This window comes from Pontibacter pudoricolor (assembly GCF_010092985.1).
Lineage (GTDB): Bacteria > Bacteroidota > Bacteroidia > Cytophagales > Hymenobacteraceae > Pontibacter > Pontibacter pudoricolor.
Genome location: NZ_CP048106.1, coordinates 3,079,568 through 3,093,288, shown reverse-complemented (window position 1 = coordinate 3,093,288; position 13,721 = coordinate 3,079,568). Strand labels below are relative to the sequence as shown.

At 43.9% G+C, this 13,721-nt stretch carries 10 protein-coding genes; 7 read left to right on the top strand and 3 right to left on the bottom strand.

Features of this window, described 5'->3' with window-relative positions:
• Nucleotides 1–222 precede the first annotated feature (222 nt).
• Both GSQ66_RS13440 and GSQ66_RS13435 read left to right on the top strand, forming a co-directional pair.
• Nucleotides 223–825, top strand: a complete 603-nt coding sequence (locus GSQ66_RS13440; protein ID WP_162427938.1) for a DUF5343 domain-containing protein — start codon at nucleotides 223–225, stop codon at nucleotides 823–825.
• Nucleotide 826: 1 nt separating this feature from the next.
• On the top strand, nucleotides 827–1,411 hold the full coding sequence (locus tag GSQ66_RS13435; protein WP_162427937.1) for a Swt1 family HEPN domain-containing protein: 585 nt from the start codon (nucleotides 827–829) through the stop codon (nucleotides 1,409–1,411).
• A 141-nt stretch (nucleotides 1,412–1,552) separates the two neighbouring features.
• Here the strand turns inward: GSQ66_RS13435 and def are convergent, their stop codons facing one another.
• Entirely contained in the window at nucleotides 1,553–2,122 is a 570-nt protein-coding gene (gene def, locus GSQ66_RS13430; RefSeq protein ID WP_162427936.1) for a peptide deformylase, read from the bottom strand.
• Nucleotides 2,119–2,538 (bottom strand): Holliday junction resolvase RuvX, encoded by a 420-nt coding sequence (ruvX, locus tag GSQ66_RS13425; protein WP_162427935.1) that lies wholly within the window; start codon nucleotides 2,536–2,538, stop codon nucleotides 2,119–2,121. The genes def and ruvX overlap by 4 nt, the downstream gene beginning before the upstream one ends.
• A 381-nt stretch (nucleotides 2,539–2,919) precedes the next feature.
• On the opposite strand from ruvX, the gene GSQ66_RS13420 reads away from it, so the two are divergent.
• The 5 genes from GSQ66_RS13420 to GSQ66_RS13400 all read left to right on the top strand — a co-directional run bounded on the left by GSQ66_RS13420 (nucleotide 2,920) and on the right by GSQ66_RS13400 (nucleotide 9,715).
• Nucleotides 2,920–4,581, top strand: a complete 1,662-nt coding sequence (locus GSQ66_RS13420) for a S41 family peptidase (RefSeq protein ID WP_162427934.1) — start codon at nucleotides 2,920–2,922, stop codon at nucleotides 4,579–4,581.
• Between the two features lie 66 nt (nucleotides 4,582–4,647).
• The gene (locus tag GSQ66_RS13415) at nucleotides 4,648–5,850 is read left to right on the top strand and encodes a homogentisate 1,2-dioxygenase (RefSeq protein ID WP_162427933.1); all 1,203 of its coding nucleotides are present in this window, start codon (nucleotides 4,648–4,650) and stop codon (nucleotides 5,848–5,850) included.
• Nucleotides 5,851–5,926: 76 nt separating this feature from the next.
• On the top strand, nucleotides 5,927–6,457 hold the full coding sequence (locus GSQ66_RS13410; RefSeq protein WP_162427932.1) for a hypothetical protein: 531 nt from the start codon (nucleotides 5,927–5,929) through the stop codon (nucleotides 6,455–6,457).
• A gap of 14 nt (nucleotides 6,458–6,471) precedes the next feature.
• Nucleotides 6,472–6,849, top strand: a complete 378-nt coding sequence (locus GSQ66_RS13405) for a co-chaperone GroES (protein WP_162427931.1) — start codon at nucleotides 6,472–6,474, stop codon at nucleotides 6,847–6,849.
• A gap of 313 nt (nucleotides 6,850–7,162) precedes the next feature.
• Nucleotides 7,163–9,715 (top strand): DUF5916 domain-containing protein, encoded by a 2,553-nt coding sequence (locus GSQ66_RS13400; RefSeq protein WP_162427930.1) that lies wholly within the window; start codon nucleotides 7,163–7,165, stop codon nucleotides 9,713–9,715.
• Nucleotides 9,716–9,892: 177 nt separating this feature from the next.
• On the opposite strand, the gene GSQ66_RS13395 is transcribed toward GSQ66_RS13400, so the two are convergent.
• Nucleotides 9,893–13,651 (bottom strand): S8 family serine peptidase, encoded by a 3,759-nt coding sequence (locus GSQ66_RS13395; protein WP_162427929.1) that lies wholly within the window; start codon nucleotides 13,649–13,651, stop codon nucleotides 9,893–9,895.
• Nucleotides 13,652–13,721: the final 70 nt, after the last annotated feature.

Genomic DNA, 13,721 nt, shown 5'->3' with positions numbered 1-13,721 from the left:
TTTGAAGAGCAGAGTAACTATAGTTAATAGAAAATTACTATGTTTGATAAGCAGCTACGCCTGTTAGCCGCCTTATTTGTCAGATAACAGGAGTAGGTACTCCTGATATACTATAGTTGGTAGTAACAATAGAAGTATGTCTTTAACTTTATGAAGGAATTAATATATTAGAGGATTGTTATAAATAACTAAAAATCTAATATGTCTGCAGCGATACCCTACATGGCCTCAGCTGGTGCCTTAACTAAAATTTTAAATAAGATTAAGGAAGCTGGCACACCTGAAAACTTTAATGCTGATTTTCTATCTACTAAGCTTGGATTTAAAGGAGGTAATTCAAGAACTTTTATCTCATGGGCAAAAAAAGTTAAGCTCTTAAATGAAGACGGCTCACCAACTTTGCTCTATAAAAAGTTTAGAAACCCATCAACCTCAGCCGCCAGTATGGCAGAGGCTATCAGGGAGGGATATGCTGAGCTCTACCTAAGGAATGAGTATTGTCATGAGTTAGACAAAAAAGCATTCAAAGGATTAGTAATGGAAGCTACAGGTGGGGCACATGACTCAAGAAAAGTAGAAATGATTGTGGCTACTTTCTTTAATGCTAAAGAATTTGCTGATTTTGATTCGAACTTATCTGAAGAGGAAGTTGAATTACCGAAAGAATCTATCCAAAATTTAGCCATATCACCTGCTTCCAATTCAAATAAAAAAGTAAATCTAGGCTTAAACTATACAATCAATTTAGTTTTACCTAAAACAGATGATCCTTCGATATACAATGCTATTTTCAAATCACTTCGTGAAAACCTTCTAAGTGAATAGAATGAGTACAGAATCAAAAATTAGACTATTTACCCTTGCTAATTCTTTAACAGAAAACTCCCTTGATAAACTAGAAGCTTTACATAACATTGACCTAGGACGGAATCATAAAGGACCAACAAAAGAGACTGAGGCTGACTATTATGCTCAATTTGAACAAGCATTCAAAAATGAAGCAAAAATTATGGCCAAACATTACGAAGTTTTCTATTGCTTAGAGAGATCAATAAGAAGTTTGGTTATCCAGCTATTATCTGAAAAATATGGGGAGAATTGGTGGGAGGAAAAAGTTAAACCCGATATAAAGGCTAATGTTGAGAACAACATTAAAAGAGAGGCAGACTCAGGCCACACTCAAAGATCTGAGGAAAAAATTGACTATACCACATTCGGAGAGCTAACTCAGATAGTATCATCAAATTGGGAAGCTTTTGAACTTATATTTAGAAGCCAAAGAGCTTTTTCAAGAATTATGACAAGTCTAAATTTATTAAGGGGGCCTATTGCTCACTGCTGTCCATTAGCTGACGATGAAGTAGTGCGGTTAGAATTAACAGTTAAAGACTGGTTTAGGCTTATGGCGTAAAATTACTTCTACCAACAAGGTGCAGCTTTAACCCTCGCTCCGCTTCGGGCTTCGGCTGCACAAGACCGTTAAACCACCCCAAAACCAAAAACGGCCTGCTATACAACTATAGCAGGCCGTTTTCATACTATAAACTATAGTTTAGCGGCGCTTATCGGCAGCCGGGAACTTCATTTTATAGTCGGCGTCTACTTCGCCTTTAGATATTTTGGTCAGCTTATTTTTGATCAGGCGCTTTTTCAGGCCGTTCAGGTGGTCCGTGAACAGGATGCCTTCGATGTGGTCGTACTCGTGCTGTATAACGCGGGCAGTCATGCCATCATAGGTGTCGGTGTGCTCATTCCATTCCTCATCAAAATAACGGATAACGATGCGCTCCGGGCGGTAAACGGTTTCGCGCACGCCAGGTATACTCAGGCAGCCTTCCTCAAAACCCCACTCGTCACCAGATTCTTCTAAAATTTCAGCGTTAATGAAGGCTTTCTTTACACCTTTTCCTTCGTCTTCGTCGTCCATCATCGGCTCCGAATCTATCACAAACAGGCGGATGGCTTTGCCGATCTGCGGTGCTGCCAGGCCTACGCCATGTGCGTGGTACATGGTGGTATACATGTCGTCCACCAGTTCTTTCAGGTTCGGGAAGTCCTTTGGCAGGTCATCTGCTTCTGTTTTAAGTACAGGGTCGCCGTAGGCTACAATAGGGTAAATCATAATATGTTTTTGCTCTCTAAATACGATTGTAAAATGATGGCGGCGCTCACACGGTCTACGGTGCCTTTGTCCTGGCGGTCTTTCTTTTTAAGCCCGCCGGCCAGCATGGCAGCCTGTGCCATTTTAGATGTAAAGCGCTCGTCTACGGTGTGTACCGGTATACCCGGAAACTCCTTTTGCAGAATACGCATAAACCCGACAACATGCTGCGTTGCATCCGAATCTTCGCCGGAAAGGCGGCGCGGCATGCCCAGAACGATGGCCTCCACGGGTTCGCGCAGCACGTAGGCCTTCAGGTAAGCCAGCGCATCTTTGGAGTGCACCGTATCCAGCGGATTGGCAGCTATTTGCAGCACATCCGTAACGGCTATGCCAACGCGTTTTGTTCCGTAATCAATTGCCAGTATCCTGCCCATAGTTTGCTTTTGCACCACAAAGGTAAGTATTTATGCTGATTGTTATTTGTTGATTGTTTGGAGGTTTAATTGTTGAATTGCTGTTTTGTTGAAGGTGGAATTGTTACTGGTTGGCTCAACTATAGTTTAAGACGCAAAGTATTGCGTCTCTACAACACATCAACTTTCTAATCTTCTAACTTCTAAACTTTCTACCTTAATTAACTCCTAAACTCACAAACGCTTTAACTCTTAAACTATAACACTGGCTGTAGTAGTGTGGCAAAACGCAACCCTGTTAAATTTGTATTTGTATAGATAAGAAGCCCTTCCGTATATTTAAGAGTAATTGGTATTGCGGCTTAATTTTTGAGCTGCTACTACACAGACACACAAAGAACTATGAGTAAAATGGAGCACAGCGAAGACAGGAAAAAAATCCATAATTCGCCTATTCAGATAAAACTGCCGCTTTTTATTGCGCTGGCTCTGGCAGCAGGCGTACTTATTGGGGCAAACACTTTTTCACCATCCACTACCAACCCACAGGATACTGCCAGGAGTTACCTCAAGTTCCGTGACATACTAAGCTACATAGACCGCGACTACGTGGACACAGTGAACGTTGAGGAACTGACAGATTATGCAATAACCGAAATGCTGGAAAAACTGGACCCACACACGTCTTATATTCCGGCTAAAGATATGGCCATGGCCCGCTCGTACCTCGAAGGCGATTTTGAAGGCATAGGAGTGGAGTTCAATATTTTTAAAGATACCATTTACGTGATAACGCCTTTAAGCGGAGGGCCGTCGGAAGCGGCTGGGTTGCTGGCCGGCGACAAGATCATAAAAGTAGATGGCGAGACGGTAGCCGGAAAAGGAATTACCAACGAAGGTGTGTTTAAGCGCCTGCGCGGCAAAAAAGGTTCTAAAGTTAATATCAGTATAATGCGTGGTAGCAACCCCAAACTGCTGCCATTTACCATTCAGCGCGATAAGATACCAACTGTGTCGGTTGATGTGAGCTACATGGTCGGTGATAAGACCGGTTACATAAAAGTGAGTCGTTTCTCAGCCAATACGTTCGAGGAGTTTAAGGAAGCGCTCACCAGCCTTAAAAAGAAAGGCATGAACCAGCTGATACTTGACCTGCGCGGCAACCCCGGCGGCTACATGGACCATGCTACCCGTATGGCCGATGAGTTTCTGGCTGGTAATAAGCTACTGGTTTACACCGATGGCAAAGGCACCCGCTACGACTCTAAAAGCTTCGCCCGCACAAAAGGCGATTTCGAAAACGGCCCTTTGATTATCCTGCTTGATGAAGGCAGCGCATCGGCCTCAGAGATTGTGGCCGGCGCCATACAGGACAACGACCGCGGGCTTATAGTTGGCCGCCGTTCGTTTGGGAAAGGACTGGTGCAAATGCCGATTCCGTTGAACGATGGCTCTGAGCTGCGCTTAACTATATCCAGGTACTATACGCCAAGCGGGCGCTCTATCCAGAAATCTTATAAAAATGGTACTGAAGAGTATGCCAAAGACATGCTGCACCGATTGGAAAGCGGCGAGTACTTTCACCCGGACAGCAGTTTGTTTGTAGATTCGCTGAAGTATAAAACCTCGAAAGGTCGTATAGTGTATGGCGGTGGCGGTATTATGCCGGATGTGTTTGTGCCGCGCGATACGACTGCGTTCTCGGAGTACCTGAGCCAGCTATACAACAAAAACGTGATGCGCGAATATGCCCTGGCCTACTACAAAAATAACCAGAAGCAACTGGAGAAAATGAGCTTTGCGCAGTTCAAGAAATCGTTTGAAGTGACAGACAAAATGCTGCAGGACATGGTGAAGTTGGCAGGTAAGAGCGAAGTAGAATATAATGCCGAGCAGTTTAAACGTTCTAAAGGCCTGATCCGAAATAACCTGAAAGCCTTTATTGCACGCAGTGTGTATGGTAACGCTGGCTTCTTCCCGGTACTGCACGAAGCAGACGAAGATTTTCAGGCGGCGCTGAAGCAATTTGGTAAGGCACAAAAGCTGGCAAAAGGCGGAGTGTAATTGCACTGTCTCAGATATTTGTACATTTGTAAAGCTTCAGTTTTAACTATAAACTAGCGATAACACATGCCATTTTATTATAAACTGGGAGAGATCCCTCAAAAAAGACATACACAGTTCCGGCAGCCGGATGGCAGTTTGTATGCCGAGCAGCTGGTGGGTACGCTGGGCTTCAGTGGCGTTTCGTCGTTGCTGTACCATATAAATCCGCCCACCAAAATAAGCCGCATAGACGAGCCTGTACCTTTTAAACCGAAAGTAGCCGAAGGTATAAAACTGGCGCCGCACCACCTGCGCACGCTACAGATAGAGACTACCGGCACTGATTACCTGGATGCCCGCAAAACCGTGCTGCTTAACAACGATGTGGATATCAGTATCTGCAACCCGAGCGAGCGCGAAATGAACTACTACTATAAAAATGCAGCCAGCGACGAGGTCGTTTTTGTGCACGATGGCAGTGGTGACCTGCTTACACAGATGGGCCGCATCCCGTTCAAACCCGGCGATTACCTGGTAATTCCGCGCACGGTTATCCATAAATTCAGGTTTGATGAAGGCAAGACAAGACTGCTGATCATAGAAAGCCACAGCCCTGTAGAAACACCGCGCCGTTACCGTAATCACTTCGGGCAGTTGCTGGAGCACTCGCCGTTCTGTGAGCGCGACATGCGCCCGCCTGTAGAACTCATTACCGAAACCGAAAAAGGCGAATACCGTGTGCAGATCAAAAAAGAAGGTTATCTGCACCAGTATTACTATGAGTTCAGCCCGTTTGATGCTATAGGCTGGGATGGTTACTTCTTCCCGTATGCTTTCTCTATCTATGATTTTGAACCGATAACCGGCCGCATCCACCAGCCACCTCCCGTACACCAGACCTTCGAGGCGCATAACTTTGTGATCTGTTCGTTCGTGCCAAGGCTGTTCGATTATCACCCGCTGGCTATACCGGCACCATACAACCACTCCAACGTAGACTCCGACGAGGTGCTATACTATGTGGAAGGTGACTTTATGAGTCGCAAAGGCGTGGACAGGGCATCTTTTACAGTGCATCCGGGCGGTATACCACATGGCCCGCACCCGGGTACGGTTGAGGCGAGCATCGGTAAAAAGGAAACACACGAATACGCTGTGATGATCGATACCTTTAAGCCGCTGCACCTGACCGAGTACGCTGTGGACCTGATGGACAAAAATTACCCGATGAGCTGGAGCGAACACCACGACACCAATGGCCCGCGCCCGGCTGATATGATGGATTAATAATACTATTACTTATAGCCGGAGCAGCCATTAAACTATAGTTGCTCCGGCCTGTTTTTTACGTTTACCCTTTCCCATGAAAAAGTTATTTGCCGCAGTTATGCTGCTTTTTGTTTTTGTTGCAACCACATCCTGCGATACGATAGACGACCTGTTGACCTTTTATATAAACGAAGAGGAAACTATAGTTGTAGAGTCTAACTTCCCGGTAGGTCTGGTAGCTTTTGCCCCCATTACAGTACCTACCAACTCCGAAGAGACATTTAAGAACAATAAGACCCGTGCAGAGCTGGTAAAAGATGTCACCCTGAATAAACTGACCCTGACTATAGCTGATACCGCCAAAAGCGCTGATTTCGATTTCCTGAAAAGTATCGAGATCTTTATTGAAGCCGAGGGATTGGACAAAGTACGCATTGCTTACCTGGAAGAGGTGCCACTGGATGTGAAAACGCTGAACATGAACCTGACCAATGCCAAACTGGATGAGTATATTAAAAAAGACACCTACACTTTACGTACAGCTGCCGTGCTGCGCAACACAGTAGTTAAAGATGTAAATGTTAACGCAGCCATGCGCTTTAAAGTAACCGCAGATCCAATTTAATGCATACACTATCCATGAGAATATCCGAGAAGAATAAACTGGAGAAGATCATTATAGTTGGCGACCGTGTGCTGATCAAACCAAAATCATCTAAAGAGCAGACGAAGAGCGGTTTGTACTTGCCACCGGGCGTGCAGGAAAAAGAAAAAGTGCAGGAAGGCTACATAATGCGCGTAGGTCCCGGCTACCCGATACCTGCCGACTATAGTTTTGATGAAGAAGACTGGGACGAAGACAAAGAAGATGTGCGCTACATACCGTTACAGGCTAAGGAAGGCGACCTGGCCATTTACCTGCAACGCGACGCCATTGAGATAAACTACATAGGCGAGAAGTATTTTATAGTTCCGCAGTCGGCTGTACTGATGCTGGTGCGCGAAGAAGATCTATAGTTTATAGTAGCCATTTAGCTGCTTGATAACCATTTTGTCATCCTGAAAAGGATCTTTTGAGTCAATAAGTAAAGGCTAAACCTCCCCTTCACCAAGTTTCTTAACAGAATAATAGAAGGGAATAAAGCAGACCCGAAACTACTCCATTCTAAAAGCCACGCAGCAATGTGTGGCTTTTTATTTTATAGTTCAGGCCTGGCTCAAGCAACTATTTGTGTGTTTGTTGCATCTTTATCTCATTAAGGTTACATAGGGCATCTGGCAATACCATACATTTGTATCTTGTTTTAAATTGAACGCGCGAACCATTACTATGAAAGAACATTTACAGGCAGCTTTATTAAAGACCTTTTGCTGCATTCTCCTGTGTTTGCCAGGTTTTTACGCGATGGGGCAGTCATCCAAAAAATCTCAGCCTGCAGTTGTAAAGAAAGAACTGGCAGCGCTTCGTATCACCACCTCTCCTAAAATTGATGGCGTACTGGACGAGCCCGAATGGCAACAGGCCCAGATCGCAACTGACTTTATCCAGAACAGGCCAACCCCCGGGCCAAAAGAAAAACATAAAACCGAAGTACGGATAATGTATGATGATGCCGCGATTTATGTGGGTGCCATTATGCACGATGTATCGCAGGATAGTATCTTTAAGCAGCTTGGCAAACGCGATGACCTTGGCAATACAGACTTCTTCGGCGTTTTCCTGGATACTTATAACGACCAGATAAACGGTTTTGGCTTTTTTACAACGCCGGCAGGTGTGCAGCTGGATGCGCGCTATTCATCTAATGGGGAAGACTGGAGCTGGAACGCTGTGTGGGAAAGCAATGTCAGCCTGCAGGGCAACAGTTGGGTAGCGGAGTTTAAAATTCCTTATTCGGCTATTCGTTTCAGTAGCAAGCCAGAGCAACTGTGGGGGCTAAACTTTATGCGTAACCGCCAGTCTACGCGGCAGGGCTATTTCTGGAACCACGTGGACCCGGCTATAGATGGCTTTGGAAACCAATGGGGTAAACTGACAGGCCTTAAGAATATAGAAGCTCCGCTGCGTTTATCTTTTACGCCTTACATCTCGGCCTACGCCGAAACAATACCACAGATAAAGGAAGGCAGCACTGATGATGTAAGCTACCGCAGCGACTATAATTTTGGGGGCGGTATGGATGTGAAGTACGGGATAAACGATGCTTTTACCCTGGATATGACCCTTATTCCGGATTTTAGCCAGGTACAGTCTGATAACCAGGTGCTGAACCTGAGCCCGTTCGAAGTACAGTTTAACGAAAACCGTCCATTCTTTATGGAAGGTACAGAACTGTTTAATAAAGGTAATTTCCTTTATTCCCGAAGGATAGGGGGAATTCCAATTAACTTTCTTGACCGTGATGCAGAAGAAGACCTTGGCAATAAGATCATCGATAACCCGCTTGAAACGAAGATGCTTAACGGTACAAAAATATCCGGGCGTACAGAGTCAGGGTTAGGTATAGGGGTATTTAATGCCGTGGTTGGCCGGCAGTATGGTACTTTGGAAGACAGCGAGGGCAGACGGTTTAAAAAAGAGACTCAGCCACTTACCAACTATAACGTCTTTGTTCTGGATCAGTCGCTCAAGAATAACTCTTATGTAACCCTGATCAACAACAACGTAATGCGCCAGGGAAGCACATACGATGCCAACCTGACCGGGCTGCTCTTTAAGTTTGCAGATAAGAAAAACACGTATGCCATAGATGGTAAAGCAGCACTGAGCCAGAAATATTTATCAGACAGTACTGCCCTTGGCCATACCTACCGCATAGGGTTGAGCAAGATGAGCGGCAATTTCCAGGTTTATGCTTCGCATACAGTTATATCAGATACTTATGATCCCAATGATCTGGGAATCCAGTTTGTGGACAACTCTGTAGAAGAGAACCTGCAGTTCAACTATAACATTTACCAGCCTTTCTGGAAGTTCCTGAACATGTATACTAACATTGGGGCAATTTATGCGCGCAGGTATAAGCCAGATGCTTTCCAGAATTTTGTGATATACGGTAACCTGAATACCACTTTAAAGGGCTTTACCAGCCTCGGAATGTTCTTTAATGTGGAACCTGTACTAACCTACGATTTTTTTGAGCCGCGTGTAGACGGTTGGTATTACACTTTCCCGACCAATAACAATGTAGGAGGTTATATCTCTTCTGACTACCGAAAAAAGATTGCGCTGGATGTAAGCGGCAATTACCGTTGGTTTAACGAAAACGACAGGAATAACATAAATTACTCCATTTCTCCAAGGTATCGTGTAAACGATAAACTGATGTTTGTGTATAGATATGACCGTAGCCTGCGATTTGATGATATGGGATTTGCCAAAACATTTATGCACCCGGAGAATCAAAGCGACCCGAATAGAGAACGTGTCGTGATATTGGGTTTGCGCGATGTAAATGCCACTACCAATACCCTTACCGGCAGCTATAGTTTCAATAACAAAATGACAGTGTCGTTAAGGGCGCGTCATTACTGGTCAAAGGCGGAGTATTCTAAATTTTACCGTTTGGCAACTGACGGCAGCTTAAGCCCCGATAGTTATCCAAATGGCTACAATGGCAGGTTTGTAGATGCTAACCATAACCGAAACTTCAATGCCTTTAATATTGATATGATCTACTCGTGGTGGTTTGCGCCGGGCAGTGAGATAAGTATAGTCTGGAAAAACGCCATAGACGAAAACCAGAGCAATGTAGTGCCACGTTATTTTGACAACTTTACAAACACCATATCATCGCCACAGAACAACAGCCTTTCAGTTAAAGTACTCTATTACATCGATTACCTGACCCTGAAGAACAGGTTCGGAAAAGGTAAATCGTAAACTATAAACCAACTGTTAAACTATAGTTGCAAGACCGGATTAGCTCTATAACCATAGATTTATAGCTGACATCCCTTTAAAACTATAGTTTGCCCTCATGAGGGTTTTACATTGAACATCATTAAAACAAAAAAGGCTCTGATTAGTCAGAGCCTTTTTTGTTTTAGTCAGAAAGGTTTACCGCTGCAGCACAAGCTTCTGTACATGCATAGCCTCGTTTTTATATATCCTGATAAAATATACTCCGCTCGAACTGTTAGATAAGTCAATAGTGTCCTCAAAAATTCCATTATAGTTATCTACTTTTCCCGTGCTCATCATATTGCCAAGTATATTATATACTTCATAGCGAATAATATCGGACGGTATGAGCTCGGCAGCAATATAAAATTTACCAGTACTTGGGTTAGGCGATACTATAACTTTATCGCCAAGTTCAGCTGCACCCGGCCTGTATACAAAGGAGTATTCTTCAGATCTTTTTGAAACACAACCGTCAACTGTTGCTACCAAGCTATACTTGCCGTTCTCTGTTGGGGTAAAGGTCTGTCCTGTTGCGCCTGCTATAGCTTTACCATTCAAATACCATTGATTTCCTTCTAATGCGTTAGACTTTAGTGTCTCACCTTCGCGCGTTAAAATTGCCTGTTCAATGGCATTTTTACCTTTTACTTCTACAGCAACACGTTCACTTTTACAACCTAATGCACTTACTTTAAGATCATAGAAATAATAATAGTAAGTTTCCGGGTTAGGAGAAGCGGTATTACCAGTGATTTCAAAGACGTCAGCAATCTGTAACGGATAACTTACTAAAGTCCCTTTATTGCGGAAAATAGTTGCGTCTTCCTCATAAGAAATAGCTATTCTATAGTTACCTGCGCTCGGGATCTCGAGCCCTAAATTGTAGATAGCACCTTGGTCTGTTGCATCATTAGGTTGGTTGCCTGTTGCTGCTGAAGATCTAGTAGGTACTACATCAATCGTTTTAAAAGTTACAGGTTGGCCAGTAGAGTTAAATAAGGTAAAAGTGATTTTCCCGCCATGACCTATATATAACCGGGCACTTTCTAGAACAACTGGGGCTTTGGTTGAGATCAGTACTTCAGGCGTAAACTGACCATAGTCGCCAGTAGAGAGTACAGCCTTTGTAGCAGGCCCTACAGACGCGCTTAAATCATTTACGCCAGCGTATAAGGTGTTGGTTGTTAGTTTTTTTGCTTCCAGGTTGATGCTCTTTCCTACAGCAACAGGTGTAGTGGCATCAGCAGAAGTATACCAATAAACTACACCATTACCTTCTGCTGTTAATGAATAATCCTGATCTGCCCCGCAACGGCTAATAGCGGCAATGGGAGCAGGTGATAAGTTATTAACAGTAAATGAGGTAGATGCATTGTTGTTGCCGGTTACTACATCGCCGTCTAACGATGATGTAGCTATTAATTCATACGTAGCGCCCGCTTCGGTTTTAAAACTACCATCCAAACTAAACTCTACCTCTCTCCCTGTTGATATAGTACCCTTAAAGATTCCAGTAAGCTGCGTGAAGTTGATGCCGTTTTTCTTAACTATAACTGTGACTGGCAGGTTGTTTTGTGTGCCTGCGCCAAGGTTGCGTAGCTTAACCTTTACAGTCTGGGTAGAGGCAACACATAGATTAGGGCCAACTGGAGCAACAGCTGTAAGAGCAACATCTGTTTGTGGCTGCATAAACTGAATTAGATAATCCTGTGTTTCGCCCTTACCGTAAGTTCCGCAGCTTGTTATTTCAGACGTTTGTGCAACTTCTTGTAGTACTACCCTTAATAAAGTCCTTCCACCTTTAGGCAGCACAGCTGGTGCAGTTATAGCTAACGAAATATTTTCCGCGTTTGCAATTAAATCAGACGTTGCAACTTCTTCCTTTACATCATTGAAATCGCCATCCTGATTCCAGTCTACAAATACTTTTAAAGCTTTTGAAGCATTGTCGCTGCATGTCCCTAGTGAAAGAGTCATGTTTTTAGTCTGACCTGCTTCTATAGTTAAAAGTTTGTTTCTAAAGTCGTTATAACCGCTACAGCCGGCGGGCATGGTAAGGGTAAACTGCCCAAAAACAATGTTGTCAATTCTAGAACCAGAATCTACTGAAGGTGTGCTGGTGCAGTAAGTTCTTCCACCAACACCGCTTACTATTAGCGAGAACTGCTGGGCTTTGTTTACCAATGTGCCTTTATGACTTACTTTTATAGTATAAGTTTCGCCAGGAATGGCATCCTGAATCAGGATCTTTTCAACGTTATCTAAAATGTTGTCTCCAGTGGTTGCTTCCTTAGATGGAGCGCTAGGATCCAACTTCCAAGGCATATACTCATTGCCTGAATTTGTGATACGTATATCTAGGTCGTTTACAAGGCGTGGTGTTCTGTTATTGAATACAGCTGAGCCTACCTGAATAGGTGTAGCTTCTGGGTCTGTCCAAGAGATAGTAGCTACAACAGGCCCAGAACCTGAAGCAATAACTTGAAGCGTCTGGACTTGCCCCTGTTCCAGGTTTCGCTCCTCAATTATATTAGTGTTATTAGTATTTGTTATCGTATTAGCAGCCTTTACATTGTTAAGGAGTCCCCAGCCATAAATGTAGTCCGGGCCAGGCTTAGGACCAGCTTCATCCGCTGTATGTATAATTAATCCTTTGAGTGTAGCTGCACGCATCAGGTTTCCGGACTTTACATTAGCATAATGCTCTTGAAGTAGCAGTATTGAACCGGCAATATTCGGGGAGGACATAGAGGTGCCGCTCATGATCTCGTATGATCTGTTACCGCTACCTGAAGCAGAAAGAAGATCTACACCATTACCAACAATATCAGGTTTAATACGTCCATCATCAGTAGGGCCGTAACTGCTGAAAGAGGATATAGCTACATCTTCCGGTTTAGAGTAACCATAAGAAATGGGTTTTACCGCCCCAACTGTAAGTATATTTTTTGCGTTGCCATAAGTCGAGATAATATCAAAGCCATCGTTGCTGCTTATATTGTTTCTGCTAGCTACCAAGTCGAAATTACCATTCTTGTTTCTGCGATAATATGGTTGTCCCTGGCTTGGGCCTGTTTCGCCACGGTTATTTCCTGAAGATTTAACGATCAGATAATAAGGCGCATTAAAAGCAATTTTATCCCACTCAGATGCCGCCTTATCATAGTAACCAAATTTATAGTCTTCGGAGCTGTTAATCTCTGAGTCACCCCACCATTCCCAATAAGGATCTGTTGTTGTGCCTTTTCTGTCAGGGTTATACCGCCAGCCACTAAGGCTACCATAAGAGTGATTGGAAACAAGTAATTGTAAATCTTTTGCTGCAGTGGCCATTTCTGACACATCATTATTAAAATCATAAGCCTGCAGCTTTTTCGTACCGAATGCCATACCTTTAGCAAGGGGGCTCACGCCCGAAGCTATCATTGTACCGGCAACGTGAGTAGCATGATCTGAAACTTGAGTGGCATTATCCCTTTGCTGCACACGCCCTGAAAGTTCCTGGTGTGTTTCGCGCACACGTCCACCATCCCATACACCTAGCCTTTCAGATACAATACTATTTGCACCACTAAGCGCAAGGCCGAGAGAGCCCCCTGCCCAGAGTTGATCAGTACCAACTGTAGCAGCCGCACGTGTGTTGTTATAGGTAATATAATAGATAGGCATTCCTTTTGAATCAAGTCCCTGCAAAGAAATATGACGGCCATCAGAATAAGTCTTCTCTATTATCCAGCTGTTCTGCTTAGCTAATTCTAGCGCTTTAGCTCTATTGGCTTTATAATCTTTTGCAGCCGCTGATGCAAATTTTGTAAGTTCTTGCTTATTAGTGGGCACTTCTGCACGTTGAGCAATTGCCGAAGTGGTCGTAGTTAAGATGATAGCTGCGATCCAATAGCCTAATCTTCTCATGAAATGGTAAAAATTATAGTCATAATTGCCTTGAAGTTACTATAAAAGCTTGAAAAAGCCAAAGTCGTTC

Coding starts and splice junctions, on each gene's coding strand:
- GSQ66_RS13400 (WP_162427930.1), top strand. CDS start 7,163: ATGAAAGAACATTTACAGGCAGCTTTATTAAAGACCTTTTGCTGCATT.
- GSQ66_RS13420 (WP_162427934.1), top strand. CDS start 2,920: ATGAGTAAAATGGAGCACAGCGAAGACAGGAAAAAAATCCATAATTCG.
- GSQ66_RS13435 (WP_162427937.1), top strand. CDS start 827: ATGAGTACAGAATCAAAAATTAGACTATTTACCCTTGCTAATTCTTTA.
- def (WP_162427936.1), bottom strand. CDS start 2,122: ATGATTTACCCTATTGTAGCCTACGGCGACCCTGTACTTAAAACAGAA.
- GSQ66_RS13440 (WP_162427938.1), top strand. CDS start 223: ATGGCCTCAGCTGGTGCCTTAACTAAAATTTTAAATAAGATTAAGGAA.
- GSQ66_RS13415 (WP_162427933.1), top strand. CDS start 4,648: ATGCCATTTTATTATAAACTGGGAGAGATCCCTCAAAAAAGACATACA.
- GSQ66_RS13405 (WP_162427931.1), top strand. CDS start 6,472: ATGAGAATATCCGAGAAGAATAAACTGGAGAAGATCATTATAGTTGGC.
- ruvX (WP_162427935.1), bottom strand. CDS start 2,538: ATGGGCAGGATACTGGCAATTGATTACGGAACAAAACGCGTTGGCATA.
- GSQ66_RS13395 (WP_162427929.1), bottom strand. CDS start 13,651: ATGAGAAGATTAGGCTATTGGATCGCAGCTATCATCTTAACTACGACC.
- GSQ66_RS13410 (WP_162427932.1), top strand. CDS start 5,927: ATGAAAAAGTTATTTGCCGCAGTTATGCTGCTTTTTGTTTTTGTTGCA.